The sequence below is a fragment of the Saliphagus infecundisoli genome, assembly GCF_020177375.1.
GTDB lineage: Archaea > Halobacteriota > Halobacteria > Halobacteriales > Natrialbaceae > Saliphagus > Saliphagus infecundisoli.
Window position 1 is genome coordinate 1 of record NZ_JAIWHV010000028.1, and the last position, 26950, is coordinate 26950.

Annotated in this window: 24 protein-coding genes and 5 pseudogenes; 8 read left to right on the top strand and 21 right to left on the bottom strand. The window is 56.2% G+C overall.

Going from position 1 to position 26950, the window contains the following annotated elements; genetic code table 11:
- Positions 1-120: pseudogene (locus LCF40_RS19165) on the top strand (IS630 family transposase); the annotation flags it as partial.
- 448 nt (positions 121-568) lie between these two features.
- Positions 569-1312 (top strand): plastocyanin/azurin family copper-binding protein, encoded by a 744-nt coding sequence (locus tag LCF40_RS19170; RefSeq protein WP_224829790.1) that lies wholly within the window; start codon positions 569-571, stop codon positions 1310-1312.
- A 30-nt stretch (positions 1313-1342) separates the two neighbouring features.
- Here the strand turns inward: LCF40_RS19170 and LCF40_RS19175 are convergent, their stop codons facing one another.
- The 5 genes from LCF40_RS19175 to LCF40_RS19195 form a co-directional block, all read right to left on the bottom strand.
- Complete coding sequence (locus LCF40_RS19175) at positions 1343-2353, bottom strand: SDR family oxidoreductase (protein WP_224829791.1); 1011 nt, start codon at positions 2351-2353, stop codon at positions 1343-1345.
- 2 nt (positions 2354-2355) lie between these two features.
- Complete coding sequence (locus LCF40_RS19180; RefSeq protein WP_224829792.1) at positions 2356-3888, bottom strand: vitamin K epoxide reductase family protein; 1533 nt, start codon at positions 3886-3888, stop codon at positions 2356-2358.
- Positions 3885-5795, bottom strand: a complete 1911-nt coding sequence (locus LCF40_RS19185) for a glycoside hydrolase family 15 protein (protein ID WP_224829793.1) — start codon at positions 5793-5795, stop codon at positions 3885-3887. Before LCF40_RS19185 ends, LCF40_RS19180 begins: the two co-directional genes overlap by 4 nt.
- Before the next feature lie 95 nt (positions 5796-5890).
- A complete protein-coding gene (locus LCF40_RS19190; protein ID WP_224829794.1) occupies positions 5891-6253 on the bottom strand; it encodes an SPW repeat domain-containing protein in 363 nt (120 codons plus the stop codon).
- Between the two features lie 71 nt (positions 6254-6324).
- Positions 6325-6678: a four-helix bundle copper-binding protein gene (locus LCF40_RS19195; RefSeq protein WP_224829795.1), complete on the bottom strand. Its 354-nt coding sequence runs from the start codon at positions 6676-6678 to the stop codon at positions 6325-6327.
- Between the two features lie 761 nt (positions 6679-7439).
- Between LCF40_RS19195 and LCF40_RS19200 the strand changes: the two genes are divergently transcribed.
- Entirely contained in the window at positions 7440-8021 is a 582-nt protein-coding gene (locus tag LCF40_RS19200; protein WP_224829796.1) for an ArsR family transcriptional regulator, read from the top strand.
- Positions 8022-8536: 515 nt separating this feature from the next.
- Here the strand turns inward: LCF40_RS19200 and LCF40_RS19205 are convergent.
- The 6 genes from LCF40_RS19205 to LCF40_RS19225 form a co-directional block, all read right to left on the bottom strand.
- Positions 8537-8713: a hypothetical protein gene (locus LCF40_RS19205; RefSeq protein WP_224829797.1), complete on the bottom strand. Its 177-nt coding sequence runs from the start codon at positions 8711-8713 to the stop codon at positions 8537-8539.
- An 890-nt stretch (positions 8714-9603) separates the two neighbouring features.
- Positions 9604-10953 (bottom strand): sulfatase family protein, encoded by a 1350-nt coding sequence (locus tag LCF40_RS19210; RefSeq protein WP_224829798.1) that lies wholly within the window; start codon positions 10951-10953, stop codon positions 9604-9606.
- Between the two features lie 88 nt (positions 10954-11041).
- On the bottom strand, positions 11042-12046 hold the full coding sequence (locus tag LCF40_RS19215) for a DUF63 family protein (protein ID WP_224829799.1): 1005 nt from the start codon (positions 12044-12046) through the stop codon (positions 11042-11044).
- Positions 12043-12267 (bottom strand): DUF7123 family protein, encoded by a 225-nt coding sequence (locus LCF40_RS23850; RefSeq protein ID WP_425504264.1) that lies wholly within the window; start codon positions 12265-12267, stop codon positions 12043-12045. The genes LCF40_RS19215 and LCF40_RS23850 overlap by 4 nt, the downstream gene beginning before the upstream one ends.
- A gap of 20 nt (positions 12268-12287) precedes the next feature.
- A complete protein-coding gene (locus tag LCF40_RS19220) occupies positions 12288-14894 on the bottom strand; it encodes a heavy metal translocating P-type ATPase (protein ID WP_224829800.1) in 2607 nt (868 codons plus the stop codon).
- Between the two features lie 87 nt (positions 14895-14981).
- Entirely contained in the window at positions 14982-15563 is a 582-nt protein-coding gene (locus LCF40_RS19225) for an AsnC family transcriptional regulator (protein WP_224829801.1), read from the bottom strand.
- 127 nt (positions 15564-15690) lie between these two features.
- Here LCF40_RS19225 and LCF40_RS19230 point away from each other — a divergent pair, with 127 nt between their 5' ends.
- On the top strand, positions 15691-15888 hold the full coding sequence (locus LCF40_RS19230) for a heavy-metal-associated domain-containing protein (RefSeq protein WP_224829802.1): 198 nt from the start codon (positions 15691-15693) through the stop codon (positions 15886-15888).
- A 423-nt stretch (positions 15889-16311) separates the two neighbouring features.
- On the opposite strand, the gene LCF40_RS23335 is transcribed toward LCF40_RS19230, so the two are convergent.
- From LCF40_RS23335 to LCF40_RS19255, 6 genes and pseudogenes are all read right to left on the bottom strand, one after another.
- Entirely contained in the window at positions 16312-16542 is a 231-nt protein-coding gene (locus LCF40_RS23335; RefSeq protein WP_263623767.1) for a CBS domain-containing protein, read from the bottom strand.
- Between the two features lie 134 nt (positions 16543-16676).
- Entirely contained in the window at positions 16677-16808 is a 132-nt protein-coding gene (locus LCF40_RS23340) for a CBS domain-containing protein (RefSeq protein WP_263623768.1), read from the bottom strand.
- Positions 16809-16896: 88 nt separating this feature from the next.
- Positions 16897-19158: a copper-translocating P-type ATPase gene (locus LCF40_RS19240; RefSeq protein ID WP_224829803.1), complete on the bottom strand. Its 2262-nt coding sequence runs from the start codon at positions 19156-19158 to the stop codon at positions 16897-16899.
- Positions 19159-19599: 441 nt separating this feature from the next.
- On the bottom strand, positions 19600-20601 hold the full coding sequence (locus LCF40_RS19245; RefSeq protein ID WP_224829804.1) for a potassium channel family protein: 1002 nt from the start codon (positions 20599-20601) through the stop codon (positions 19600-19602).
- Positions 20602-20956: 355 nt separating this feature from the next.
- A pseudogene (locus tag LCF40_RS23585) lies at positions 20957-21663 on the bottom strand (phosphosulfolactate synthase); the annotation flags it as partial.
- A pseudogene (locus LCF40_RS19255) lies at positions 21663-21996 on the bottom strand (transposase); the annotation flags it as partial. The pseudogenes LCF40_RS19255 and LCF40_RS23585, both read right to left, overlap by 1 nt.
- Before the next feature lie 136 nt (positions 21997-22132).
- Here LCF40_RS19255 and LCF40_RS19260 point away from each other — a divergent pair.
- Both LCF40_RS19260 and LCF40_RS19265 read left to right on the top strand, forming a co-directional pair.
- Positions 22133-22780 carry a plastocyanin/azurin family copper-binding protein gene (locus LCF40_RS19260; RefSeq protein ID WP_224829805.1) on the top strand — a complete coding sequence of 216 codons (648 nt, stop codon included), beginning with the start codon at positions 22133-22135 and terminating at the stop codon, positions 22778-22780.
- Between the two features lie 18 nt (positions 22781-22798).
- On the top strand, positions 22799-23650 hold the full coding sequence (locus tag LCF40_RS19265; RefSeq protein ID WP_224829806.1) for an IS5 family transposase: 852 nt from the start codon (positions 22799-22801) through the stop codon (positions 23648-23650).
- Between the two features lie 374 nt (positions 23651-24024).
- Here the strand turns inward: LCF40_RS19265 and LCF40_RS19270 are convergent, their stop codons facing one another.
- The 4 genes and pseudogenes from LCF40_RS19270 to LCF40_RS23590 all read right to left on the bottom strand — a co-directional run.
- Complete coding sequence (locus LCF40_RS19270) at positions 24025-24297, bottom strand: DUF63 family protein (protein WP_318247916.1); 273 nt, start codon at positions 24295-24297, stop codon at positions 24025-24027.
- Between the two features lie 308 nt (positions 24298-24605).
- Positions 24606-24941 (bottom strand): hypothetical protein, encoded by a 336-nt coding sequence (locus LCF40_RS19275; RefSeq protein ID WP_224829807.1) that lies wholly within the window; start codon positions 24939-24941, stop codon positions 24606-24608.
- Positions 24938-25078 (bottom strand): DUF7123 family protein, encoded by a 141-nt coding sequence (locus LCF40_RS23985; protein WP_465269283.1) that lies wholly within the window; start codon positions 25076-25078, stop codon positions 24938-24940. Before LCF40_RS23985 ends, LCF40_RS19275 begins: the two co-directional genes overlap by 4 nt.
- Positions 25062-25208, bottom strand: a pseudogene (locus tag LCF40_RS23590) (ArsR family transcriptional regulator); the annotation flags it as partial. The pseudogene LCF40_RS23590 and the gene LCF40_RS23985, both read right to left, overlap by 17 nt.
- Before the next feature lie 101 nt (positions 25209-25309).
- Here LCF40_RS23590 and LCF40_RS19285 point away from each other — a divergent pair.
- Both LCF40_RS19285 and LCF40_RS19290 read left to right on the top strand, forming a co-directional pair.
- Positions 25310-25532: pseudogene (locus tag LCF40_RS19285) on the top strand (heavy-metal-associated domain-containing protein).
- A 162-nt stretch (positions 25533-25694) separates the two neighbouring features.
- Entirely contained in the window at positions 25695-26945 is a 1251-nt protein-coding gene (locus LCF40_RS19290) for a DsbA family protein (RefSeq protein WP_224829808.1), read from the top strand.
- Positions 26946-26950: the final 5 nt, after the last annotated feature.

Here is a 26950-nt window from a genome sequence, read left to right on the forward strand (position 1 = left end):
GCGGAGGTTGCTGCGTGGGAACGCATCCGAAACGAGGATGACTCCGCTATCGACTGGCAGTTCACGACCGAAGATGCACGCATCAAACTCCGGCAGCTATATCCAACAAATCACGATTGAACCTGTACTAGGGGATTCTCAAGTAGCGACGACTCTTTGTATTTGCTTCGTTCTGCCCATGTCTGTGACTGTTGAGCGGGTTTCGTTGGACGGCATCTACTGGCAATCAGCCAAGTCAGCGAGATATCCTCCCTAAATTAGCACTCAGCTTTGCACATTGGCGAAGTGACATATACACCAAAAAATGGGGACGAGAAAGGCTCTTCTGGTGGTTTCGAGAATTCAGCGAGCCAGTGAGCCGGTTTTCACTGGAACGATCGTGCCAGCTTTCGCGTCAATCGCGACTCCAGCAGGAGGGAACGGGATCCGACTTCGTTCTGAAGTCGCGTGAGAAGACCGAAAAACGGCCTTTTCGAAGACTTATATGTGAGATATTCAACGTGAAAAGCTGAGTTAGCACTCAATTAGATACTTGGACTGAAGCGAAGTGACCGACTGTTGACGTTATATGCTGAATATGGAAACAAGTGCAGATGCCTCATTAATTCAGAGCACAATGAATAATCAGCCATCTCGACGACACGTGCTTGGGATAACTAGCGTAATCGTAACTGGGCTTGCCGGGTGCCTTTCCGAAGACGACCAACCAGAGGACGATACGAGTCCAGACGAGAGTGCTGTTAACTCGAGCGAGGAAACCACTAACCAGACCGGTGGAGAGAATTCGGGCTCCGAGAACGAGAGCGACCACGACGAAACAGACAGTGCGTCTAAGAGTACAGCCGAAGTGACTATGGTGACGAACGATTCTGGAACTCACTTTGAGCCCCATGTCGCTGAAATCGAACCCGGAGAGACGGTTACGTGGACGCTAGAGAGTGGTTCTCATACGACGACCGCCTATGCACCGGCGAACGACAAGCCCCAGCGGATTCCTGATGACGTTGAGGCATGGGATAGTGGGACGATTGACGACCAAGGGGCAACCTTTGAATACACTTTCGAAACCGAAGGAGTCTATGACTATTACTGTCGCCCACACGAAACCACAGGGATGATCGGGTGCGTTGTTGTCGGCGATCCTCAGCTCGATGATCAGCCTGGAATGGCCGAGCCGCAGTCTGAATTACCTGACAGTGCTCACGAGAAGATCCGCGAACTGAATGAGACGGTTCAAAGCGGTGGTGACAGTGGACACGGTGGACACGACAGTAGCGAGGACGAAGATGGCGACCACGAAGACGATCACTGACAGTAGCTGATTATATATTACTATAAGTACTCAATCAGAGAAGATGCGCTGCCCGAGAACTACGGTCACGATTGTTGCCAGAAGACCAACGAGGAGGGCAAGGAGACGTCGATGCATCGACGCCTGCAACTGATAGCTGTAATCATGTGCCTGGTCGTCAAACGGGCCATGAGCACCGAAGTCGCCTGCTACCGGCTCATAGAGATTATGTTTCCGATCAGGTGCGACCGGCTCGTCAGTCAGCTGGGAATCATAGCCACCACTTGCGAGGTAGTTATCAAGCCGCCTTGGGATTAACCGATTGCCAAGAATTGCCTTCACTGTCGAACGCCCGACCCATAGTTCGTCTTTGCCATGATCGACGGTCCACATGATTGCTCGAGCGGCGACCTCAGGCTGGTAGATCGGGGGAACCGGCTGGGGTTTCTGTGGCAGTCGACTCTTTGACCACTCGAATTGGGGAGTGTTCATTGCGGGCATCTGTACCATTGAGAGCTGTATGTCACAGTCCTCGTGGAGAAGTTCTGTTCGCACAGATTCTGTATATCCCTGGATCGCATGTTTCGCCCCACAGTAGGCTGATTGGAGCGGAATACCGCGGTAGGCAAGTGCCGAGCCGACTTGGACGATTGTTCCCTCATTGCGAGGTCGCATACGGTTGAGTGCGGCTTGCGTCCCATAGACGTAGCCCAAGTAAGTGACCTCAGTGACGCGGCGGTAGTCCTCGGCGGTCATCTCTGCGGCCGGCGAGAACACTGAGGCCATCGCATCGTTCACCCACACATCGATTGGGCCGAACGCATCCTCGACAGTTTCGGCTGCGGTCTCAACTTGCTCAGGGTCGGCAACGTCCGTCGGGACAACGATCGCCTCGCCGCCGGCCCGTTCGACATCTTCGCACGCGCCCCTGAGACCGTCTTCGCCTCGCGCGAGCAGGCCAATCTTCGCGCCGCGCTCGGCGAACGCGCGAGCGGTGACTCGCCCGGCGCCGGCCGATGCACCTGTGATAACGACGACTTCCGAGTCGGTTGCGTTGGACATGGTTAACTACTGAGGGGGTTCAGTCGGTCGGCCGCCTCGAGAGTGGCGTAGCGCTCCCAGCCGTCGTAGCGGTCCGCAATTGGCCCGCGCGGGACGCTGAGCAGCAGGACAAGCGTTCCGGCAACAGTGGCGTTGATTGCAGCGATCGTCGGAACGCCGGCGACCAACCACGGCACGATGATGATCCACACAGTGAGTGGGATGTTGAGGAATCGAATCGCACGAGCAGGTTCGGCGGTCGCGATCACGGTGAAGGAGACGATCAACGAACCCACAAGGTGGCTACTATCGGCCATGATTCCCGATGTTCCGAAGACCGTCGGCGAGAGCATCAACCAAACGCCCAGAGCCATCGCGGCGAGCAATGTCCAGGGAATCGTGACGCCCCAGAACGGCTCGCTGACTGGCGAGTCACTGATCGGTCGTGTCTCGGTCTCGTCGACGCCGGACTCTTCCTCGGAGATCATTCCTCCCATCCAGAAGGCGGTCCAGAGGCTATCTCCCTGGCGCATCAGTCTGACGACGTACTGCCCCATCGCGACGACCTCGTCGACTGTCAGCGAGATCATCCACAGCATCCCGAATGCCGACAGGAGACAGAGCGTACACCACGTCCCGACCATGATGGGTTGCATGATGACCAGCAGCACTTGGACGAAGCCCAATGGGATCACGACGACGCCGAAGAACGCGACCATCCACGGCATAGTGCGCCACCGTCGCCGATCGCCCATGAATCCCATCAGGGCCTCGACCGAGTAGGCGACCGCACCGAGACCGGCGTCGGAGACTGGGAACGCTGCCGATACGTCGGAGGTGAGAATCTGCTCGGTGCCCGACCCGTACAGCGGGTCCCAGGCACTGGTGATGTACTCGAGCTGGTAGGCGGCCATATACCACGACGCGAAGAAGCCGAATACTCCGAGTGCGATCAGCGGTGCGCGCTGGGCGCCCGTCGAGGGGTTGTACGACCAGCCCGGCGGAACGGCCGGCCCTTCCATCTCTGAGCGCATTACGATGAGAACTGTGAATGTAATCACCATGATGCCGACGAGCGTATTGTTGGCGTACGCCGCGGCCGTCGGCGCCCAGAATGCGATCGGCGAGAACACTAGCCACAGGCCGACGAAGCCGTTGGCATAGTTGGCGTAGCCGCTCTCCCGGTAGATCGTGATGCCGGCGAGCGAGATCAGGACGAGTCCAGTGAGGACGGTACTCCAGGTCATCAACGCGTTCCCGTAGCCCAGTGTTGGCGGACTTGCGAGGAGCCAGAGCCCGAGCGAGATCACGGCGTACTGGGGCCAAATCTCCTCCGTCGGGTGGGAGAGCATCATGTCACCCGGACGCATCGATCCGTTACCGTTCTGCTCGGTGTCGTCCCGATCCCGACCACCGTTCTCTCCGTTCTGACTACTGTCGGCGTCAGCACGTCGCGTACCGTCGTCGGTTCGCGAGTGTTGCTCTCTTGGTTCGGCTGGTACGGCGTCCGGTTTCGATTCTTCGTTTGAGTCGTTGTGTCTCTCGTCGTTGGTCATTGGGTATCTGCCCTCTCGGTATTGTTCGGTTGACGGATGATCTCACCGCTCAAGCCGCTGTCCTCGGTCCACTCGTCGCGCCCGAGCGGCGCCCGTGATCCGCCGCTCGAGCTGTCCATGTCGGCGAGGTAGAGGACGCTGTTGATGAGTCCGATGTGACTGTATGCCTGCGGGAAATTGCCGCGCTGTTCGCCGGTCCCAGGATCGACTGCCTCGGCCAGCAGTCCGAGTGGGCTGGCATACTCGAGGATAGACTCGAAGCGATCGGTCGCCTCGTCGGTCCGTCCCGTCAGCGCGAGCGCGGTAACGAGCCAGAACGAGCAGACGACGAATGGGCTCGCCTCGCCGGGGAGTCCGTCGTCACCCTCGTAGCGCCGGACAAGGCCGTTCTCGGTCGCCAAGTGCTCAATCGTCGCGTCGATTGTGCCTTGGACGCGAGCGTCGTCAGGCGGGAGGAAGCCCATGACCGGAATGAGCAGATTCGCCGCGTCGAGGGTCTCTCCGCCAAACGTCTGGACGAAACTGTTTGCACGCTCGCTGTATCCGCGCTCGAGGATCGCCTTGCGAACATCCTCGCGGCACGTCCGCCACCGCTCAAGTGGGGCCGACACATCGTCGCCGGCTGCCTCGGCGAGCTTGATCCCGCGATCTAGGGCCACCCAGCACATCACCTTCGAGTAAACGTAGTGCTGTGGGTCGTCGCGGGGCTCCCAGATGCTGACGTCGGGCTGATCCCATCCCTCGCAGATGTAGTCGATGAGATCGCACATGACTGCCCAGTCATCGGTTGTCACCGCTTCGCCGTAGCGGATACTCTCGTAGATCGCGAGGATCAACTCACCGTAGACGTCAAGTTGGCGTTGCTGTCGGGCCGCGTTCCCGACGCGAACGGGAGCCGATCCACGATACCCTTCGAGGTGATCGAGGACGTGTTCCTTGAGGTCGTCACCGCCGTGAAGGCCGTAGACTGGTGGGACGTCAGCAGGATCGTGATCTCGACAGTGGTCGAGACACAGTTGGAAGTACGAACGCGCCTCGTTGAGATGGCCCAATTCGGATAGTGCCTGAACAGTAAAGGCCGCGTCGCGGATCCAGTTGAACCGGTAGTCCCAATTACGCACGCCACCGAGATCCTCGGGGATCGAGGTCGTCGGAGCTGCACACACCGCGCCTGTCCCCCGGTGAATGAGGAGCTTGAGAACGAGCGATGACCGAACCGCCAGGTCGTGCCATGGGCTATCGAGGGGACAATCTGTCTTATTACAATCGTGGTTCCACTCTCGCCAGTAGGCGATGACTCCTTCGAGCATCTTCTGATAGTGCGACGGCTCAAGCGGGATCGCCTCATCGTAGCCTAGGCCTAGCCAGCGCGTCTCGCCGGCCTTGAGCGTCACTGTCGCGCTGGCCCTGTGGCCATCGGTCGACGGTCGGAGCGGTAGGTCGCTTGAGAGGATGATCCGCTCGTCAGCCCCGATTGCAACTACGCCGTCAGCCGCCGGTTCGATGATGGGCACCTCTCGCGCGTAGTCGAACCGCGGCTCGAACGCGACTTCAAACTCGAGTGGTCCATTGTCACACTCGAGCTTTCGGTAGACGGCTGGCGGCCGGTCGGTGGACTCGGTCGCCTCGGCGACAGGCATGAAATCCGTTACCGTCGCGCTGCCGTCGGCGGTTTGAAACGCCGTTTCGAGGACGGCAGTCCGGTCGCGATATCGTTGGACGGACTTGAACGACTGCGTCGGCCGGACGGCGAAGTGACCGCCGCGGTCGGCATCGAGTATCGCAGCGAAGACGCTCGGCGACTCGACGTGCGGGAGCGGACACCAATCGATCGAGCCGTCGCAACCAACCAGAGCGACCGTATTCCCATCGCCGATCGCACCGTACTCCGTGAGGTGTTTGTACATGAATTTCTTGATTCGTATTTGTTTTGTGCGCCGGCGTTTAGTCCATTACCGGGTAATTGGTTGAGTCTCTCCGAATCATGTTCCTTATTCGGCAGTCATATGAAAGGTGGACTACGGTCGGCAATAGTCGCGACGTAGGTGTTGTAGCTTCCAAAGCTCGCCACGATGGTTCCTGAGATGACGTCGTTCCATAGCGGTGGGCTCTCGAGACCAAAAACAAACGGTGCAACGACGAGCCAGCATCCGAGGACCGTGACGGACCCTGCGCCAAGCATATTTACAGGCCGTCGTCTGATAGACCTCGTGAAATTATAGCCGGCAACGAGAGCGATTGTAGCGCCGACAAGCACGTCGTGCCAGCGACTGACCGCCGGCGTATTGAAAACGAACGAAGCCACGATCAGCCAGCAGCCAAGGACAGTGTTGCCGCCAGAAGTGAATTCCGTTATCGTATCCATGTGCCAATGTCTATACTGGTTGATCGCGAGTAGTTGGCGCTCAGGCCGACGAATCGCGATGGACCGGGACCTTAGGCTGACGCCATGTTCCGGCAGGTCTCCGCACACTCGCGAAGGACCTCTGCACAGACCTGGCAGTGCTCGGCGTCGTGCTGCTCGCACTCGTCGGCACACGCTTCGCAGGCGTCGGCGGTGATCGCGGCAATATCCGTTCTATATCCTGAATCACGAGCCATGAACCGCGCGTGCATGCTTGCTAGGTCGGCCACGTCCCGGCAGAGCCGGAGACACTCGGCCATCTCCTCGCCGTCATCGGCACACTCGTCGGCACACCACTCGCACGCCTGGACACACTCAAGACAGCTGTCGATACACTCCTGCATCTCCTGGTTCTCGCTGACGTGGTCAATTTCGGTTAGTGCCATTGCACTCGACCCGTCGAGGACAACCGACTTTATTATCCATACCGCATGACAATGCGACTAAACGGTGAGGAGTAATACTCGCACCAAGTCTCATAGTGTGACTAATCGGTGAGGCCATAACAGAAAGGGTTGTGATGAGTTAAATCGGCGTTTTCTTCAGCGCATAGCTGAGCCAGTTCTGCACTTCTTTCCCTATTACGGTATTAGCGTTGAATGATGAGACGTTTCCCGACAGGACTTCAACTGTGAAGCCGAACTGTCCACAAAACGACGTCAATGTTCTGAAGAGTGCACACAGGCCTACTCTTGCGACGCTGGGAACTATACTGGGAATCCGATCACCGATATCGGTTCCACAAGCGGGTCATTCCGTGTGCAGGACGTTCGTGCTGCCGCGCCATCGATGCAATCTCAAGCCGTAGTTTAATAACTCGGAAATCCATAGCTCGGTGTATGATACCCCCTGACATTCAGATTCTCGGTATCCCTTTTGCACTCATCACCGGTACTGGTGCCGGGGTGTTCGCGCTCCTGTCATGGGGTATTTTCCGCGACTCACCATTCGGTTTGGCAATTGCTCTCCTTTCACTCGTGATGTGTATTTTAACAATTTACCACACAATGTTGCTCATCGTCGGGCCAGATACTCTGGTTCTGCACGTGCTTCGAAGCTCGGCAAATACGATTATCGCAATATTCCTTGGTTTATTGATACTTAGACACTACCAGGTTCGACAGGCCAGTCTGTGGGGTGAGCTGTCGTGGGCGGACTGATACCCTTCGCCGAATACAATCTAGCAGTCGGATTTGTGGTTTCGCTCGAGTTGTTGTATTTCCTCTGGCTCGAGGCATCAGCGACGGCATACCGACGGTTCATGCTCCTCACGGTCGCCGGATTGGTCTTAGCCGTAATTGGCGGGCCAATCACCGAACTGTTTGCGCCATCTCTCATCCATTGGGTACACGGGATCGCTGCACTTCTGGTCATCCTCGGCTTCTATGATCCCGTACTGAACGATGTCCGAACGGCAGAGTGGGCACGGGTATTACTGACCGATCCCGGCCGGATCCGTCAACAAGATGATTGGATGACACCAATGGACGATAAAATCTTGGAGGTACTTCACGGTGCCAATCTGACACTGACACCGTCGATTATCGCCTTCAATACCGGCTTCAGTCAGAAAGAGGTGAACCGGCGCTTGATCGAATTGGCTGACCACGGGTTCGTTGAGAAGATCGAACGAGGAAAGTATCGGCAGACTCGACGCGGAGAACAATATCTTTGCGGACAGTTTGACACAGTTTCGCTAACAGATGATGAAATTGGTGTTCAGAGTTAGGTGTTTTTCTATTCTTCTTCGTTGCTAAGGGCAAGGCTCCCACAGTGCGAGCCCCAGCTAGACTACCCCTCCAGAGATGATTCTTAGTTATTGAAATAAATCAATTTAGAGGGGCCATTCTCGAACATCAGAATTGATGGGACCGAGCAAGAGCTGTTGACGGTCGCTTCACTCCTCAAGAGACGAGGCGAATTCACCGTCGGAAACTGTTGGTCCATTTCTGTCCCAAGGAGATCCAGATTTGGTGGTGGCGGAGTACTGCCTGCAGGATCAATGAACGTCTGATGAAGCGTTTCGAGGTAAGTTCGATTTTCCAGTTGTCGAGATAGAAAATGAGCATTATGAATGCATGCCAGAACCGGCCAAACGCGTCAGCGCGCCCAAGAGGATCCCAAGGCCGATCAGGAGTTCGCCCCATTGTACGGCAATATTTACGAATTCGACGAATTGCCCCGTCCGGACCATCGCAATGAACAGGTCCGCAACCGGACTGCCATTCTTGGATATTGCACCAGTCAAGTATTCGGCTGGGTCGACTCGCTGGCCAGTATCTTGTCGAGGTCGCTCTGGAAGAATGCAAGCCCCATCATCAGCCGCACTGCAAGGATGAACCAGACACTCAGGGTATAGAGTCTGCCGGTCGCGGTGAACCCGGTCACGGTGCTTTCGAGACGGACTTCGTCTGCGTTCATTGTCTCGAACTACTACTTCTTCGGCCAATAAGTCTCGGCACTGAATCCACGTGTAGGTGTCCTTATGCGCTCGACCGCCGATACGCGTCATAGAAAGCGGGGAGTCCAAGTGGAAACGCGAGGACGCCGAATGCAGCCTCAACGTAGATGCTGAGTGGCGAATCACGTAAGAGAAGAATGGATCCGACGGCCCCCACGAACGCGACGGCGTACGCGAGATCACTCCACACAGGGTCGTACGTTGAACAGTAGAGCCAGCAGACGAAGGTATATGAAGGTGCATTCCACGTCGCCGGCATTAGCTTCGGCCAGAAGAATCGGCAGTACGTCGTCCAGGCTAACATCGACAATGTGGGGAGCGCGATCAGCCACATTGTACCGCCTCGTCGCCACCGAACTCTGAGTTGTTCGTAGCCCCAGAGGAACAAGGCAGGAAAACCAGCAATCCACAGCCAGATGCCGACGGAATAGCTGACGGGCCAGTGCTCGATCCGTGGCTGCGTGATAGGTAGCCGGTACGATGGGGGCAGCGAGAACCAGGGGAATGACGGATCAGGTACTGGGTTTGTGAACAGAGCTAGAAAACAGAGACCTGTTCCGACGACGAGACCATACAGGGCATACTTGGTGTACCGCTGGAGCCAGAGTGGAAGCGAACGCTCGTTGCCCGCTTGAACGGTCATTGCTGGAATGCTTTGAGCCATGGTTGGTCAGTGGTGTCTCTATTCAAGATACGTTCCCCTATTTCAATGCACTTCCTATTTCGATATCAGGGTTAAAGGGGAGACATATCATTGTGATCCAAAGTCGAGACTAAGACTTCGCCTAACGTGCGAAGTCAAGTAGCTACTTAGAGAGCTATAGGACTGATATAAGATGACAACAGGAGGCTACATAATTCCATCAAACATTCGATCGTAATCCTGTGGTATCACCGGTCCATTGAGTAGAGGGTCGTCCGTCTCGTGCATCCACGTACTGAGCTTTGACATCAATTCAGTGCGGATCTGTGCATATGCCTCATCGTCAGCCACGTTTTCTTGTTCGTCTGGATCTGACTTGAGGTCGTAGAGTTCCTCGTATACTCGCGATGGGCGCCCGTAATGGCCGCGGACTTCACGACCAGCGAGGCTTGCGTAGACATCGTTTGGGAGAAACACCCGTGGAAGGTGCCAGAATTTCCTGATATACTTGAAACGGTTCGTCCTGATCGCACGCACTGGATTATACATGTCATGCCACGTGATCTCAGCGAAAATCTCGTCGCGAGGATAGTACCTAAGATCGCCATCGAAAATTGGTAAGAGGCTATGACCATCAACTTCATGCGGTACTTCGTCAGCGACGAGATCTACGAGAGTTGGCAGGATATCAACATTGCTCACCAAGTGCTCAGAGGCCATACCGGCATCAATCAATGGTGGATACCACATTAGTAAACAACCCTCAATACCGGGATCATAGCACGTCCCTTTTGCTCGCGGGAAAGCAATGCCATGTTCTGTAGTAAACAGTACAAGTGTCTCATCGTCAAGGCCAGCTGATTTGATAGCGTCAAGGATCTTTCCAACGGCGTCATCAATAGCGTACACCATTCCTCTCATCGCTGCCAAATCTTCGCGAATGCCTGATTCATCGGGCAGGAACGAAGGGATCTCGATACTATCAGGGTCATCCCCCTCGTAACGGCCGCCAAATCCATAGAGTACGTCGCCCTCTTCCTCGTCTTCTTCCATCTCTATACGATGCGCCTCAAAGAATCCAACTGATGCGAAGAACGGAGACTCAATGCCGGCGTTCAGGTATGACGCTACCGTATCCGCAACGTCCTTTGCACGGTTAATCGAGTGGATTTCAGGGGAAACATCGGGAGAAAGGGAACCCGCCGTATGTATCTCATCGTAGCCAAGGTCGTCTGGCGTTTCGGAGATGTGCTGGAGGCCAAACAGGTGTGTCTCATAGCCGTGTTTGGAGAGTCGGTACGGTACTGTCTGTTTGATATCGAGTTCCCAGTCAGTGTGAGCTAGCCCTAGAAGTCCGTGTCTGTGCGGGTAGAGCCCAGTAAAGAGACTACCGCGACTCGGGGAACACTGTGGTGCGGCTGTGTAGTGGTTTACGAATCGTGCTCCCTCTTCAGCTAATTGGTCGGTATTTGGTGTCTCAATATCAACGCCATAACATCCTAAGTACTGCCCGAGGTCGTGGCAATGGATAAGGATGATGTTGGGGGAAGGTGTCATTGCACCATTCTACAGCAACGTCGTTTTTCACACTTATTGATTGCTTCGCCTTCCCCTGTTTCCGTAGCTTTCCGTAAGAGTATCATTGTTAGACCCCAAGCATCATTCGGAGCGACCCTCTGACTCCCATTGGTAGCCCGATGGCTCCGATGAAGAACGTCATGAGCCACCACCAGGTCCAGTTCAGTTCTCCCTTTGCATCAGCGAGATACCACACAATTCCTAGTGTGACAAGTAACTTGAGGATGAACGTCGATCCCGAGAAGCCGGTCGCTTGATAGACGAGGTTCGTCACGACAAGCTTCGGCGAGTAGCCGAGGAATGTGACGCCAATGAGGTTCTGCGCTGCATCCCACATTTGCCCGAAGACGGCGAGCAGTAACAAGGGATGGCGGAGGTTCGCGACATCAACTATCTCTGCACTCCAATAATACAAGGCAGTAACGCCGAAGGCAATCCCCACCGTCGCGGCTGGGACCCAGAGACGAAGGGGGACTGACGTTGTCGTGCCGTACAGGAGTGCCCAGCTGATAGCACCAACCGCCCAGATAGTCCCGACTGTGCCGACCAGCGTTGGAATTAAGAGGACTCCTCTGTCACGGGTCACGGCTCCGACGCCGAGCACGATGACAGTGACGGCGGTGACAACGAAGTAGATCGACGGCGTGATGAATAGGACGGCGTACTCTCCGAGTAGTCCGATATCCTCGAGTGCCCGCATTGCGCCGCCGGCGACAATGATCGGGGCGAATCCGTAGGCCAATCGGGCATCGAATGGGATGTTCAAGTGCTCGAGATACGCGCGCAGCCCGGGCAAACTGTACCCGACCGCTCCGATGTATATCAGTGTATTCACCGGATTGTACCCCCGGGCGGCGCGAATCCCTGCATGTGTCACAGGTTGGCCGGCGGCGTCAGCGACGACCGGTCCCCACAAATACTGCCAGACGAAGCGATCGTAGATGAGCGTGGGGAAAGCGAGTAGTGCCGCACCGACGAGTACCATCGGGCCGAGAAGATACAGCCCCCACCACTCTCGAGAGCCAGTTTCAGGGAGGACCGTCTCGATCCGTCGAGTGAATGTGGTACTCACGGCTCATTCGCCTCGATTCGCCACGTCGTGCTCTTCGAGCGCGCCCACTGCTCCAGCGACACGTCCACGAGGTCATCCTGCAGTTGGCTGAGGTACTGCGCGACGGCTTTGGGTGACGCGTCAAGGTCGCGAGCGATCTCATGAGCCCGGATATATGTCGGTTCAGTTTCAGCTATCTCGAGCAGATACGTGCGGACCATTTGGCGTGTGATATTAGACATGGGAAGTCGACCCCTGGCGTTTAGCGCAGTCGGCCTAGCAGTTCGTAGTCGTGGTCGGGCGTGTAGCGGCGGAATAGCAGGCTATTCGACAGCACGGATACCGACGAGAACGCCATCGCTGCCGCGGCCAATACCGGCTGTAGGAGGCCAAGCGATGCCAGTGGGATTAGGGAGGTATTGTATCCGAGCGCCCACACGAGATTCTGCTTGATCTTCTGAAGTGTTGCGTCCGAGATACGGATGGCTTTCACCACGTCAAGTGGATCGTCGCGCATTAATGTGACATCCGCGGCTTCGATGGCAACGTCCGTCCCTGATCCAATGGCCGTCCCGACGTACGCGACTGCGAGGGCCGGCGCGTCGTTGACGCCATCGCCGACCATCATGGCTTGCCGTCCTTCGTCCTGAATATTCTCGACCGCGATGGATTTGTCCTCGGGAAGCACCCCCGCACGGACGTTGTTCGGGTCGATACCCACTTGCTCGGCGACCGCGCGAGCGGTTCGCTCGTTGTCGCCCGTGATCATCATCACATCGATACCGCGCTTCTGAAGAGCCGTCACTGCCTGCTTCGAGCTGTCCTTCACCGTGTCGGCGTCGGCGACGACGCCCACGAGTTCACTCTCATAGGCGACGATCATCGCTGTTTTGCCCTCGTTCTCGAGGCGTTCCATCGTCTCCTCGGCAGGCGAGGGATCGATGCCGTTGTCTCGCAGCAGCTTGCGGTTTCCGACCAGCACTTCGCTCTCACCAACTGTCGCCCGGATTCCGTGGCCGGGGACGTTCTCGAACTCGTCGGGTTCGGTCACGTCCAGCCTGCGTTCTTCAGCACCGTCAACGATCGCTTGGGCGAGTGGATGCTCACTCCCGCTTTCGGCTGTCGCTGCCAGCCGAAGCACATTGTCCTCGGAAAGACGGTCACGGGAAGTAAGTTGTCCACCATCTGGTGTCGGTTCGCCGCCATCAGTCACTGCATTCCCATCGCTATCGAAGACGACCACGTCAGTCAGCTCCATTTCGCCTTCAGTGAGCGTACCCGTCTTGTCGAAGATCACAGTGTCAACGTCCTTTGCCCGTTCGAGGATATCACCACCCTTGAACAGGACACCGTTCTGTGCACCGATGGTTGTTCCAACCATCGTCGCAGCAGGCGTCGCCAGCCCCAGTGCACAGGGACAGGCGATGAGGACGGCGGATGCAAACACGATAACAGCGAACTCAAAGACTGAAACGGTACCACCGACTGGAGCAGGGCCGCCAGCGACTTGTCCCCACAGCGGGAGCCAGTCGACGAAGCCAGCGAGAGTTTCGGGGAACAGGAACCAGACGATGCTCCAGAGGAGCGCGTTGGCGATGACAGTGGGGACGAAGTACGCGGAGATACGGTCCGCGAGATTCTGGATGTCTGGCTGGCGGGATTGCGCTTCCTTGACTGTCTGGACAATTTGCTGGAGCGCAGTGTTCTCTCCGACCTTTGTCGCTTGGACGATAAGGACGCCGTTCTCGTTGATCGTTGATCCGACGACCTCATCACCTTCTTCCTTTTCTACGGGAACCGACTCGCCGGTGACCATCGACTCGTCGACGGCAGACTGGCCGTCGACGACAATCCCGTCGGTCGGGATCTTCTCACCAGGGCGGACTTTCATTCGGCCACCGACCTCGACATCTTCGAGTGGGATTTCTTCCTCGTCCCCCTCATCGTCGACGACCGTGGCCGTCTCGGCCTCCATCTCGAGGAGCTTCTGGAGTGCTTCCCCCGCTTGGCCTTTCGAGCGGGCTTCGAGGTAGTTCCCTAGCGTAATGAACACTAAGATGAGTGCGGCCGTGTCGAAGTACAGACCGCCAGCGATGAGACCAACCAGTACGACTACGCTGTACACGTACGCCGTGGACGACCCCAGGGCGATGAGGACGTCCATGTTGGCCCGCTTGTTCTTCACGAGTGCCTTGTAGGAGTTCTTGTAGAACTGCCAGCCGAGGATGGCCTGAACGGGCGTTGCCAGCAGGAACTCGACCCAACCAAACTCAACGCCGAAGACGGCCTCCGGCAGGTACCCACCGCCGAGCAGGTAATTCTCAACAATGAAGAACAGCAGCGGGATCGACAGCACTGCCCCGAACACCGTCAACCGAAACTGCTTTCGAATCTCGGCCTGTCGAGCGGCGTCTCGTCGCTCTTGATCGGACTCCTCGCTGTCGCTGTCCTCGCGAACAGCCGTGTAGCCCGCGTCCTCGATCGCGTCGTAGAGCGAGTCCCGGGAGACGTCCGCCGGATTGTACTCGACCTGTGCCTCGTCGGTGGCGTAGTTCACCTCTGCCTTAATGACACCAGGAACACTCTCGAGAGCGTCCTCGTTGGTGTCAGCGCAGTTCGCACACGTCATATCCGAGATGCCGATCGAGACCGTGGCACGCTGGGGCTCGTAGCCGGCATTCTCGATGGCATCGTAGATCTTAGCTAGCGATACCTCGTCCGGGTCATACTCGACGGAGCCCTCGTCCGTGGCGAAGTTGATATTCGCCTCCACGACGCCCTCGAGTTTCTCCAAAGCATCCGTTATTGTCTGTGAGCAGTTCGCACAGCTCATGCCCTGGATTTCCAGGTGGGTGGTTTGCCGACTCATTGTTGTAGTATAGGGGGTCTTCGTTTACCCCTCTTTCTGAAAGTTTTCCAAAGAACTACGGCGTTAGCTCTTTTGAATCGAAAGTGATCAGACGCCCTCTTCGAGGCGGTTGTACCGCTCTTTGAACCGGCTTTGACAGGATGGACAGCAAAAGTGATACACCTGACCGTCCAGACGAGCCGATCGGCCCTCACTATCGACGGTATTGTTACATTCTGCACAGGTGAGTGCGAACTCGGTACCGTCCAGCGACGGTCGCCATTCAATGTCGTCCATCAGCGTCACCATATAGCCGATGTCGTCGTCAAGAAGTCCATCGAGCCACCGACGGACGTTCTGGACCTGGGCGCGGGCGTAGAACCAGATCTCACCGTCGGCCGTGACGAAAAGGTGCTCAACGGCATCGGCGTCCCCAACGCGGTCTTTGAGTCCGTCAACATCGTCTGCGCCCATCACCTGGACGAAAATCGGAATGCCAGCGTGAAGCTGCGATCGGTCTACGTCGACAGTAAACCGATTGATGATACCAACTTCCTGGAGACGGGTGACGCGGTCGGAAACGGCCGGACCAGAGAGGCCAACGACCTCGCCGATGGCGCTAAACGGATGTCTGGCGTTCTCGCCCAATAGCGTGAGAATTTCCATGTCGGTCTCGTCCAGATCTCGCATATAGAAAGGTTGGTCTCCACAGCAATAATCCAACGGATAGTACTTACGCCTGCAATGGATCACACATCATCAACTTTGGAATGAAAGCAGAAAACGACAAAAAATGGGATCCCGTATCCCTACTTGTATGAGCCAGACAATCACCGTAGAAGGTATGGCCTGCGAACACTGCGAGCAGACCGTTGAAGAGGCACTCGAAGACGTCGACGGCGCCACGAGTGCGAAGGCCGATCGAGAGACCGAATCAGCTACTATCGAGGGAGACGCAGACCCTGACGCGCTCGTTAGTGCAGTCGACGACGCTGGGTACGACGCTTCAGCCTAACTACCACGGAGAGTCCTCCATTCTAGGCGTCACGAAACGACAGTGCTAGTTTCGACGGGCGTCGTTGCATGCACGGCGGCGAGGAGCACAACCATCAAATGGCATTGGAATTGTACTAGATGAGATGGCCCAAGACATGAGTAACGGGGGCACGGCGGTGAGATGTACGGGCAGGGACGGATGTTAGAATTCTCGGAGCAGATGATTCTGGTCCAGATCGGTCAGATCTACCAGCAATACTCGTTAGACCGGCTGGATATTGCCGCGTTGGGTTGAACAAGCGATCGGCACTGCGGTCAGCATTCCAAGGGCGTGACGACAGGGGTAATCGACGTCGAATTCGTCGAGGTGGCAGCAACTGGGACGGCGATAAATCCACTCACTGATACTCTGACGCCACGAATGAGACGGACTAATGCCCAATCACTCCTGCGGCGATTCAGAATGGATGACGCTAGCGACGTTGTCTATCTGGGCCGAGACGTGCGCGCTCTCTCCCCCCAGGTGAACCATCACGTCGTCGAGCGCGATGATGCCCGCGAGCGTTCCGTCCTCATTGACGACCGGAATGCGTCTGGCGTGTGCCTTGTCCATGTGGTGGAGGACACGCGGGAGTTTGTCATCAGTCTGAACGACGAGCGGATCGGCCGTCATCACGTCTGCCGCCGTGATCTCTGCCGGGTCGACCTCATTTGCAAAGAGGTTCGTAGGACCGTCCGCTGCGAGCAGTTCGACAACGAGGTCCCGGTCAGTGACGATACCGATGGGTTCGTCGTTCTCTACGATGACTACGCTTCCGACGGACGGTCGAACATCGTCTCAGCGACTTCCTGGACGGGGGTCTCAGTCCCGACAGTGACCACGTCTTTCCGTGCGATTTTCTCGATCTGCATCGGAAGGTCAGAACGCTTCGATCCCATAATGAAGCGTTCGGTGGCCACTCCGAAAAAGCTAACTCGAATAACAGGCAGTGGCCGTCCACCTGATTCTAGAGGGGCTTCGGAATCGCTAGTCGGCAGGCCGAGCGTCCGCAGACGGTGACACGCCCGGCAGGTTCGGTATCGAGAGGTCAACGCGGCGGAGTAGCTGGGCGTTGATCGCGACGATTACCGTACTTAGGGACATCAGGAGTGCGCCGACGGCGGGTGACAGCAAGATCCCAATAGGTGCGAGGATGCCAGCTGCAAGCGGGATGGCGAAGACGTTGTAGCCGGCGGCCCACACAATGTTCTCCTTCATTTTCCGGTAGCTCGCCTTGCTCAATTTCACGAGGCGGACCACGTCCATTGGATTGTTCTGTACGAGGATGACGTCCGCAGACTGGACTGCAACGTCGGTGCCGCTTCCGATGGCAATGCCGACATCTGCTCTGGTGAGTGCCGGTGCGTCATTAACGCCATCACCGACCATTGCGACGAGTTTGTCCTGATCCTGCAGCTCTTGGACTTTCTCGTCCTTATCCTCGGGCAACACCTCGGCGAACACTGTGTCAATGCCCAGTTCGTCAGCGACGGCGTTTGCCACGTCACGAGAGTCGCCAGTCAACATTGCTACTTCGATGTTGAGGTCGTGGAGCGCGTCGACGACCCGGTAGCTCTCCTCGCGGATGACGTCCGCCATTGCAAAGGCGGCGATTAGGTCTCCCTCGCGGACGAGGTACACGACAGTATGGGCATTTTTACCGGCCTCATCAGCAAATGTCCGGAGTGCAGGCGGGATGTCGCTATCGAGATGGTTCAGGAGATTTGGGCCACCCACGTAGACCTCGTTACCATTGACGGTTGCACGAACACCTCGCCCCTTCATCGCCTCGAACTCGTCCGCATCAGGTGCACTAATTTCTCGTTCGTCGGCCGCTTGACGGATCGCCCGTGCAATCATGTGTTCGGAGTCACCTTCCACAGCTGCAGCCAAGGCCAGCGCTTCATCTTCCTCAATGTCGTCAACGGTCGCCATATCGACCACACCGTGTTCACCTTCGGTGAGTGTCCCCGTCTTGTCGAAGATGATTGCGTCAAGGTTTCGTGCCTCTTCCATAGCGATACGGTCACGGATAAGCATCCCATTGCGAGCTGCGAGTGACGTATTAATGGCGACGACGAGCGGAATGGCGAGCCCGAGTGCATGCGGACAGGCGATCACGAGGACGGTGACGACACGCTCGATAACCTCTGCGTTAAATGATACTGCAACGGTCCATGCGAGAGCAGTCACGGCTGCCGCTGCAACGGCGACGTAGAACAGCCATCCAGCTGCACGATCAGCAAGTACCTGCGTCTTCGATTTGCTTCCTTGAGCTTCCTCAACGAGTCGCATAATACCTGCGAGAGTTGTCTCTTCGCCCGTCGCGCCGATTCGAATCCGGAGGCTCCCATCACCATTGATCGTTCCACCGATTACCTCGTCACCGGGCTCCTTCGAGACTGGGCGGGACTCACCGGTGATCATCGACTCGTTGACATCCGAGTCGCCGTCTTCAACGACACCGTCGGCGGGGACGCTCGCGCCTGGACGAACGAGGACGAGATCACCTTCAGAGAGTTCGCTTACCGGAACTTCTTCGGTGTCACCACTCTCGGTAATCCGTTCGGCGGTGTCGGGCATGAGCTTCGCCAGTTCGTCGAGCGCACTCGACGCCCGTCGTACCGAGCGCATCTCGATCCAGTGACCAAGCAACATTATGTCGATCAGGGTCACGAGCTCCCAGAAGAACGCCGACTGTGTCGGGAAGACCACGCTCGCGAGGCTATAGACGAACGCGACCGAAATTGCCATCGAGATGAGCGTCATCATCCCCGGGGAACGGTCTTTCAGTTCAGGAATCGCCATCTGGAGGAAGGGGACACCACCGTACGCGAAGACGATTATCGCAAAGACAGGGTTGATCCACTCGCTCCCGGGGAATGCTGGGACAGAGAAGCCAAGCCAATCTTGCAGGGCTTCGCTGTAGAGGAGGACAGGAATTGAGAGAACTGTCGAAATGAAGAATCGGCGGCGGAACATTTGCTCGTGCCCTTCATGCATCCCGCCATGGTCACCGTGATCGTGCTCTCCATCTCCGTGATCCATATGGTGCTCGGAGCGTTCGTGCAGTTCCTGCTCGGCCTCGTCTACATCCTCGGCTTCTTCCTCAAGCAGCGACTGTTCGGTCCGAGGAACATCCTCGTCTAGTTCGTCTTCGCTTTGAGTATTATGGTCATGGTGGCTACTGTGGTCCGGCGGTTGATTCGACGGATCCTCGGTGTCTTCTGAGTGGTTGTGATCGTCCATAGATGGGTTTCTTAGGTACTAATTTGAACTCAAGGGTGTTGGGTGTAGGGGTTATCCGACATTAGCGTTGAACATCCCCCGACTCATGTTCTATCGGAAACACTCTCCAAGAACTGTGTCTTGTTCATCTCGATAGAATATACGGTTTTTTCTTTGATTACATTTCCTGCTTATTTTCTAGCGTCAATTGTAGCGGTGGCTTTAGATTCCAAATCATTTCTCACCAAGTCATATGGGTAGCAGAATGAGCTGTCAGAGGGTCCACAGATGAACTGATCTGCCTTTATGATCTAACCATCTTCATCACTTGATATCGTGTATAAAAGGGGATATGTGTCAAAGTAACATGGTGGAAGCCCATTAGCGCTAGCAAAATAGATTCTCTTAATGTAGGGAATTACAGAACAAGTACTATCCTAGTAAAAATTGTTTCGATTCTTTTCAATTATCGTTAGGGGAGGGCCATTCTCGTTGGTCGGATTCTACGAGACCAAGGAGTGTTCGTCGCCGTTTATCCATGTCTTCAAGAGCTGCGGTAAACTCTTCATCAGAAACAGTCGGAAGTTCTTTTTCTCGAAGTGTATCGAGATTTGGTGGCGGTGGGGAACGATCAGCAGGCTCGATGAAAGAATTCTGGAGCGTTTCTAGATAGCTCTCGACACTCGATCGGGCGTTTTTAATAATTGTGTTAGTCGGATGGGATTGCTTGGAGAGCCCAAATTGGAGAAGTGACAATGTCTCGTCGAAGATGGCAACGCTCACAATCGGTGATTGGCCGGTTTGTTTGCTGTGGAAGTAATGGAGGATTGGATACGCCTTGTGATTCGACGTAAGTGTGTTCAGTTGGGTAGTAAAGGTGTTCAAGGGTAACTCAAGCCCCTCAAACTCCTCGCCGTTCCAGCTCGTAAATAGAATTTCGGTACCGTGTTCCCCGAGTCCGCTTACGCCACTGGCGAAAGACCGTTTCTGCGTGACTGCACTCAGAACATTGAGAACATACGTAACACTGAGTGTAATAAAGAGCATCCCGCTCGCCGTCGCGAGAGTCGTCATAATCTGCCAGACACCCTCTTGTGGGATGAAATCTCCGTTTCCTAACGTGAAGATTGTATATCCAGAGAAATAGATCCAGTCTGACCAGGAGATAGGGTTTCGATTCATGGTATCAATAATAGAGTTCTCACCACTGGCGAAAATGAACGCCCACCCGCTCCAAAGCAGCACAATCCACGTCGCCAAGCTAATAGTGAGAATTATCGGTCCCGAGAGGGTGAGGACTCGTGAATTTTCCTCCCCGAACTGTCGTAACACTCGCCATATCCATGCCATCAACAGGGAGGTCAGCGGTCCGGCGCCTCCCTCCACCCAGAGCGTTGTCCAGAGGAGATCAATGATGACACTGGCAAGGAGGAGCACACCGATCGCAAGTAGTAGTAAATTCATCGCTTTTCACCTATTGAGCGGAATTGGTAGGTGCTCTGCTTCCTGAATGGTCTAACAGGTATATGGTTACTCGGGTCACTCTGTTTCATTCTTAGCTGGCTGTTCATCAAGCGCTGAGTCCTTTCATTGGAGAGTACTCCCTTCGTATTGAGCATAGGCACACTCACTGTCTCTTGGTTTAAACAAGGAGTGGTCCCACTAGTTCAGACGCTCTCCACTGGAAAAGTCCCACCAAAGAGTGCGTGTGAATATCTTGCTCATTTGTTGCTTTGGATGGCAATTAGGGTTGGATCGAGCTACCCAAAGCTGAAAACGGCCAGTTAGCTGGCCCAGGCCCGTACTCCAATTCTTGGTTGTCCTTCCAAGTGACGCTCCGTTCCCAGGTAGTTGCCTTACCCCAGAGGCAAGAGCGCATACATTGCTGTTCGATGATTTGGGGGTTATCCACAAACAGGTTAATCTCGGGACCGAAGTTCTTGATTACCACTTGAACATCTCGGAGCCCGGTGCCTCGAATACAAGGTTCTCGATCCCGAATTCGTTTGCGATCTAATATGCGACGTCGGTTCGCCACTCAGTCAACTCCTCAGTTATGCCCTCGGCCTCGACCATCAGCAACTCGGCACCGGCATCTAGGTGGCGACGCCCTCTTCGATAACCTGTTCGGGGTCCTGTTGGCCCTGCTCCTCGAGGACCTTGGGGTCGGTAGCGTCACCTGCTCCGAACTGGACATTGATCCCCGGTTTTGGTTTGATTTCATAGTCGTTCGCCACGACGTCTGTCATCTGTACCATGTCGTCGGTTCCAATTGCGAGGAAACCACTCAAAAGCTCTACAATGTCGAACCCGAGCCGTTCAGCCTCTTCGAAGTACTGCTCAACCTTGTCGTTGTCCCGGATGATAACGTTCTCAACGAACCTACCCGTGGACACTTTGACATCGCACTCATGACAGATCGATCAGCTTTGTTACGGCCTCCTCTGGCATCAGCGCGAACGACCTACCACTGAACTTGTAGACGTCCACGTACTGCCCCATCGTCTCGAGGATATCGCGCAGCTCGCACCACGCTGTAAGATGAGTGGCTCAACACTCAGCGCGTAAAACTCGTATTTCGTGTGCCAGTTGTGGAAGGCTTTGTCAGCGGCTACCGAGAGCAGGTCGTCCACGTTCCGGCGGACAACCTGCAGCCCGATCTTCGGTATCGTGTTTCCACCGGGCTGAGATATGTACGTCAAGGACGCTAAGAGACTCTCTATCGGTTAATGTCGTGACCTTCAGCGTCTGCACATTACTGCCTGACCGCTGGCGGTAGTATGATGAGGCTGAGCGACGGTCGAAGAACGTGCTATCGAGTGCTGCGTGGCCAGACTACAGGTGTTGCTGTGCTGAAACTTAAATACTTGGACTGAAGCGAAGTGGTCGACTGGTGATGTTATATGCTGAATAGGGCGATGTTATATACTAAATAGGGTGACGTTATACGCTGAATAAGGAAACCAGTGCAGATGCCTCATTAATTCGGAGCACGATGAATAATCAGCTATCTCGACGACACGTACTTGGGATAACTAGCGTAATCGTAACTGGGCTTGCCGGGTGCCTATCCGAAGACAACCAACCAGAGGACGATACCAGTCCAGACGAAAGTGCTGTTAACTCGAGCGAGGAAACCACTAATCAGACCGGTAGAGAGAGTTCGGACTCCGAGAACGAGAGCGACCACGACGAAACAGACAGCGCGTCTGAGAGTGCAGCCGAAGTGACTATGGTGACGAACGACTCTGGAACTCACTTTGAGCCTCATGTCGCTGAAATTGAACCCGGAGAGACAGTCACGTGGACACTCGAGAGCGGTTCTCATACGACGACCGCCTATGCACTGGCGAATGACAAGCCCCAGCGGGTTCCTGATGACGCTGAGGCATGGGATAGCGGGACAGTTGACGACCAAGGGGCAACCTTTGAACATACATTTGAAACCGAAGGAGTCTATGACTATTACTGTCGCCCACACGAAACCACAGGGATGATCGGGTGCGTTGTTGTCGGTGATCCCCAGCTCGATGATCAACCTGGAATGGCTGAGCCGCAGTCTGAATTACCCGACGCTACTCACGAGAAGATCCGCGAACTGAATGAGACGGATCTATTGAATCCACAGACTGCGTCGGGGTGAGTCGATAGAACGACAGAGATGAAGCGGAAGAAGCCAGTTGTGGAAAAAGTCCTCTTCCGCTTCGTTAAACAGGCTGTCTCGATCGCACGAAAACTTACTGATGCTGCGGTGATGCAGGTCAGTCATCCTGCCGGCAACGGAGTTGCCGGCTGGAAGCACGCTGTCTTGCACTTTCTCCGGGTTCACATGGAAGCGACGCTCGTCGAGGTCATCGATTGGGCCGAAGAAATGGAGCGAGTACGAGCCGCGCTCGTCCTCGAGCGCGGCGAGTTCCCTGGCCCATCTGCGCTCTGCAAATCCTTCGACCGAGCACCGATGCGCATCTGGCGAGAGCTGCTCCGACTCTCGTCGGAGCTGCTCGATCAGAACGGTCACGCTGCCATCGACGCCACCTACTTCGACCGCCGACAGGCGTCGAACCACTATCTCAAACGATGTGACCGAGACGTACAGACAGTGCAAACGACGTTCCTTGTCGATACCGCGCAGGGCGCGGTTATCGACGTCCACTGTAGCGCGAAGTGGCCCAACGGCACGAACATCGGCCCGCAGGTCGCTCTGCGAAACGCAGGCGACCTGCTCAGTCTCGCTGCTGACAAAGGCTACGACGACATGAGCTTCCGCGAACAGCTACGGGCTGAAGACGTCAGACCGCTCATCAAGCACCGCGTCTTCGCGCCGTACGATCACGCTCACAACGCGCGGATCGAAGACGACCTCTACAACCAACGGTCAATCTGTGAAACCGTGAACTCGGTGATCAAGCGCTCGTACGGCTCCGCCGTCCGAGCGCGGGCCTGGTACCGTCAGTTCCGAGAGATCACGCTAACCGCCGCAGTCTACAACGTCGAACAGGCAGTCAAACAGTGAATCTCGCCGCCCTCTGCGGATTCAATAGAACCGAATGAGACCGTTCGAAGCGGTGGTGACAGCGGACAAGGTGGACACGACAGTAGTGAAGACGAGGACGACGGCCACGAACACGATCACTGACAGTAGCTGATTATTCTCCTGCCTCATCAGAGGCCAGAACAGGAGTCCACGCTGAATCCCGCGGCTTTAGCCGTGGGTAGCTCAACTCGGTGCCGGGACTAGATAGACAAAGACGATTGTCGCTCCGTACCGTCGTGGCGTACCGTTCGTTTTCACTATTTACATTGTCAAACCCCCAGCATCACCCCGAGTGATCCGCGAACGCCCATCGGCAGCTCGATCGCCCCGATGAAGAACGTCATGAGCCACCACTATGTCTGGTCCATCTCCTCTTTCGCATCCGCGAGGTACCAGGCGACTCCCACGGCCATGAAGAGTTTGAGGACGAACGTTGACCCGGCGAACCCAGTCACCTGGTACACGAAGTCTGTTACGACTAGTTTTGGCGAGTAGCCGAGGAACGTAACACCGATGAGGTTCTGGGCGGCGTCCCACATCTGCCCGAAGACAGCGAGCACAATCAAAGGATGCCGCAACGGCACACTCTCGATGGAGCCCGCTCCCCAGTAGTACAGGCCGGCCACCCCAAGTGCGACTCCCGTTGTCGCGACTGGTACCCACAGTCGAAGCGAAGCGGACGATGTTGTACCTTACCAAAAGGCCCATCCGACAGCACGGATTGCCCAGATCGCTCCGACCGTACCAACTGTCTGAGGGACCGGAATGAATCTTTGATCACGGGTGAGTACTCCGATCCCGAGTGCGAAGATGGTGATCGGGATGACTGACGAAGAGATCGACGGCGTGATGAACAGAACCGCGTAGTCTCCAAGCAGCCGATGTCCTCAAGCACTCGTATCACACCACCGGCGATAATGATCGGCGCGAACCCTTAGGCCGGTCGTACGTCAAACGAGACGTCCAAAGCATCAAGATACGCATGTAACCCGGGGTGGCTGTAGCCGACCGCAGCGAGATAGGTTAGCGTGTTCACGGTGTTGTAACCGCGGATGGCACGAATCCCCTCGTGCGCCACCGGTTGGCCGGCAGCGTCGGCGACGACCAGTCTCCAGAGATACTGTCCGATGAACTGGTCGTAGACGAGCGTCGGGAATACGAGAAGCGCTGTACCGATGAGTACAACTGGAGCAAGCAGATATAGCGCCCACCATTCTCGGGTACTGGTCTCGGGGAGCGCAGTTTCGACGCGTCCGATGACGGTACTCACGATTCGCTCACCTCTACTCGCCACGTCGTGCTTTTCGAGCGCCCCCACTGTTCGAGTAAGATGTGAGTGAGTTCATCTTGGAGCTGGCTGAGGTAGTGCGCGACGGCCTTAGTCGATGTCGTCGTCAAGAAGTCCATCGAGCCACCGACGGACGTTCTGAACCTGGGCGCGGGCGTAGAACCAGATGTTACTGTCGGCAGTGACAAAAAGGTGCTCGACGGCGTCGGCGTCCTTGATACGGTCTTTGAGTTCATCGACGTCGTCTGCGCCCAACACCTGGACAAAATATGCCTGCAGTGGATTACACGTCATCAACTTTGGAATGAAAGCAGGAAACGACAAAAATGGGATCCCGTATCTATACCCGTATGAGTGGGCCAATCAGAGTAGAGGGTATGCTGCGAACACTGCGAGCAGGCTGTCGAGGAGGCGCTAGAAGACGTCGATGTCGTCATGAGTGCGAGTGCCGACCGAGAGGTCGAATCGGTTACTGTCGAGGGGAGCGCAGATACTGATGCTCTCGTCAACTATCCCGTGCTCGCCCCTCGGAACGGGGGCGAGCACGGGTTCACGACCCACCAGAACTTCTAAAAGACGTCCTTCATTATTTCTATCACAACATCTACAAATGATGAGACTGAGTTGAGCAGGTACTGAAAGTGGGGTACAGTGGAAGAGAGCCAGATACAACGGTTCAGAGGGGTCCGGGGAGAATCAGGTCACTTATCACCGTGGATCTAATTCCACCCTCCAATGGTTGATAAGCGGCGTGTCGGTCCTCGAGAAGGAGAGTCCGCGTCACGATCGGGACCGACCAGACGGTACCTCCTCACAGCGGCGGGGACGACCGCGCTTCTGGCCGGCTGTACCGACACACTATCCAACGACGAGGACGGGGCGAACGTCGCTGATCCGGAGACGATCGACGAGAACGCCAGCGATGACGAGGACGGGGGGGGCACCGACAAACCGACGGAAACGGAAACCCAGACGGAGACCGACGACGAAACCGAAGCGGGGACCGACAACGGGACGGAGACGGAAAACGAGACCGACGAGGAGACCGCAACCAGCAACGAGACGGAGACCAAACAGCGGACCGAAACTGAGGAAGAGACCGAGGAGCAGACGGAAACGGACGAAGAGACGGAAACCAAGACAGAGACCGAAGAAGAGACCGAAACCGAGGAAGAGACCGAAACCGAGGAAGAGACCGAGACAGAGACCGAGGAGCCGACCGAAGAAAAGACGGAAACCGAGACAGAGACCGAAGAGCCGACCGAAGAAGAGACCGAAACTGAGACAGAGACCAAGGAGCAGACGGAAACGGACGAAGAGACGGAAACCGAGACAGAGACCGAGGAGACGACCGAAACCGAGGAAGAGACCGAAACCGAAGAGGAGACAGAGGAAGAGTCCGGGAACCCGCCGCTGAACGAGGTCATCGACCACCCCTCAACGCGGAGCTCGGACCACTCGCCGGTCATCGGACCGTACCCGACTGAGACCGACGCGGCGATCGTCATGTTCGACGATCCGGGCTGTCCGGCGTGTGCGGACTTCGACGCGGAGGTGATGCCCGACCTGCGCGAGCATACCGATAGCGGCGAGCTCTCGATCGTCTGGCGCGGGCTGGGGGTCATCTCGGACTGGTCGGACGCCGCCCTGGCGATCCAGTGGGCGACCTACGACCGCGACGCCAACGCGTTCTGGGACCTCCGGGAACACGTCTTCGAGAACCGCGAGGCGATCGACAGCGACGAGGGCGCTATCGAGGAGTCCGTCTCCTTCCTCGAGGAAAACACCGACCTCGATACTGACCCCATCCGCGAGGACGCCGAGTCTGGAGCCTACGAGGAACGCATCGCTTTGGACGAGGACGCCGCCGCCCGCTCGAACGTCGACGCCACCCCGTATTTCCATCTCTTCCGGGATGGCGCGCACCGCACCGAGATCCGGGGCTACCAGGAGTACCAGGTCTTCGCGAACACCTTGGAGCTATAGCCATG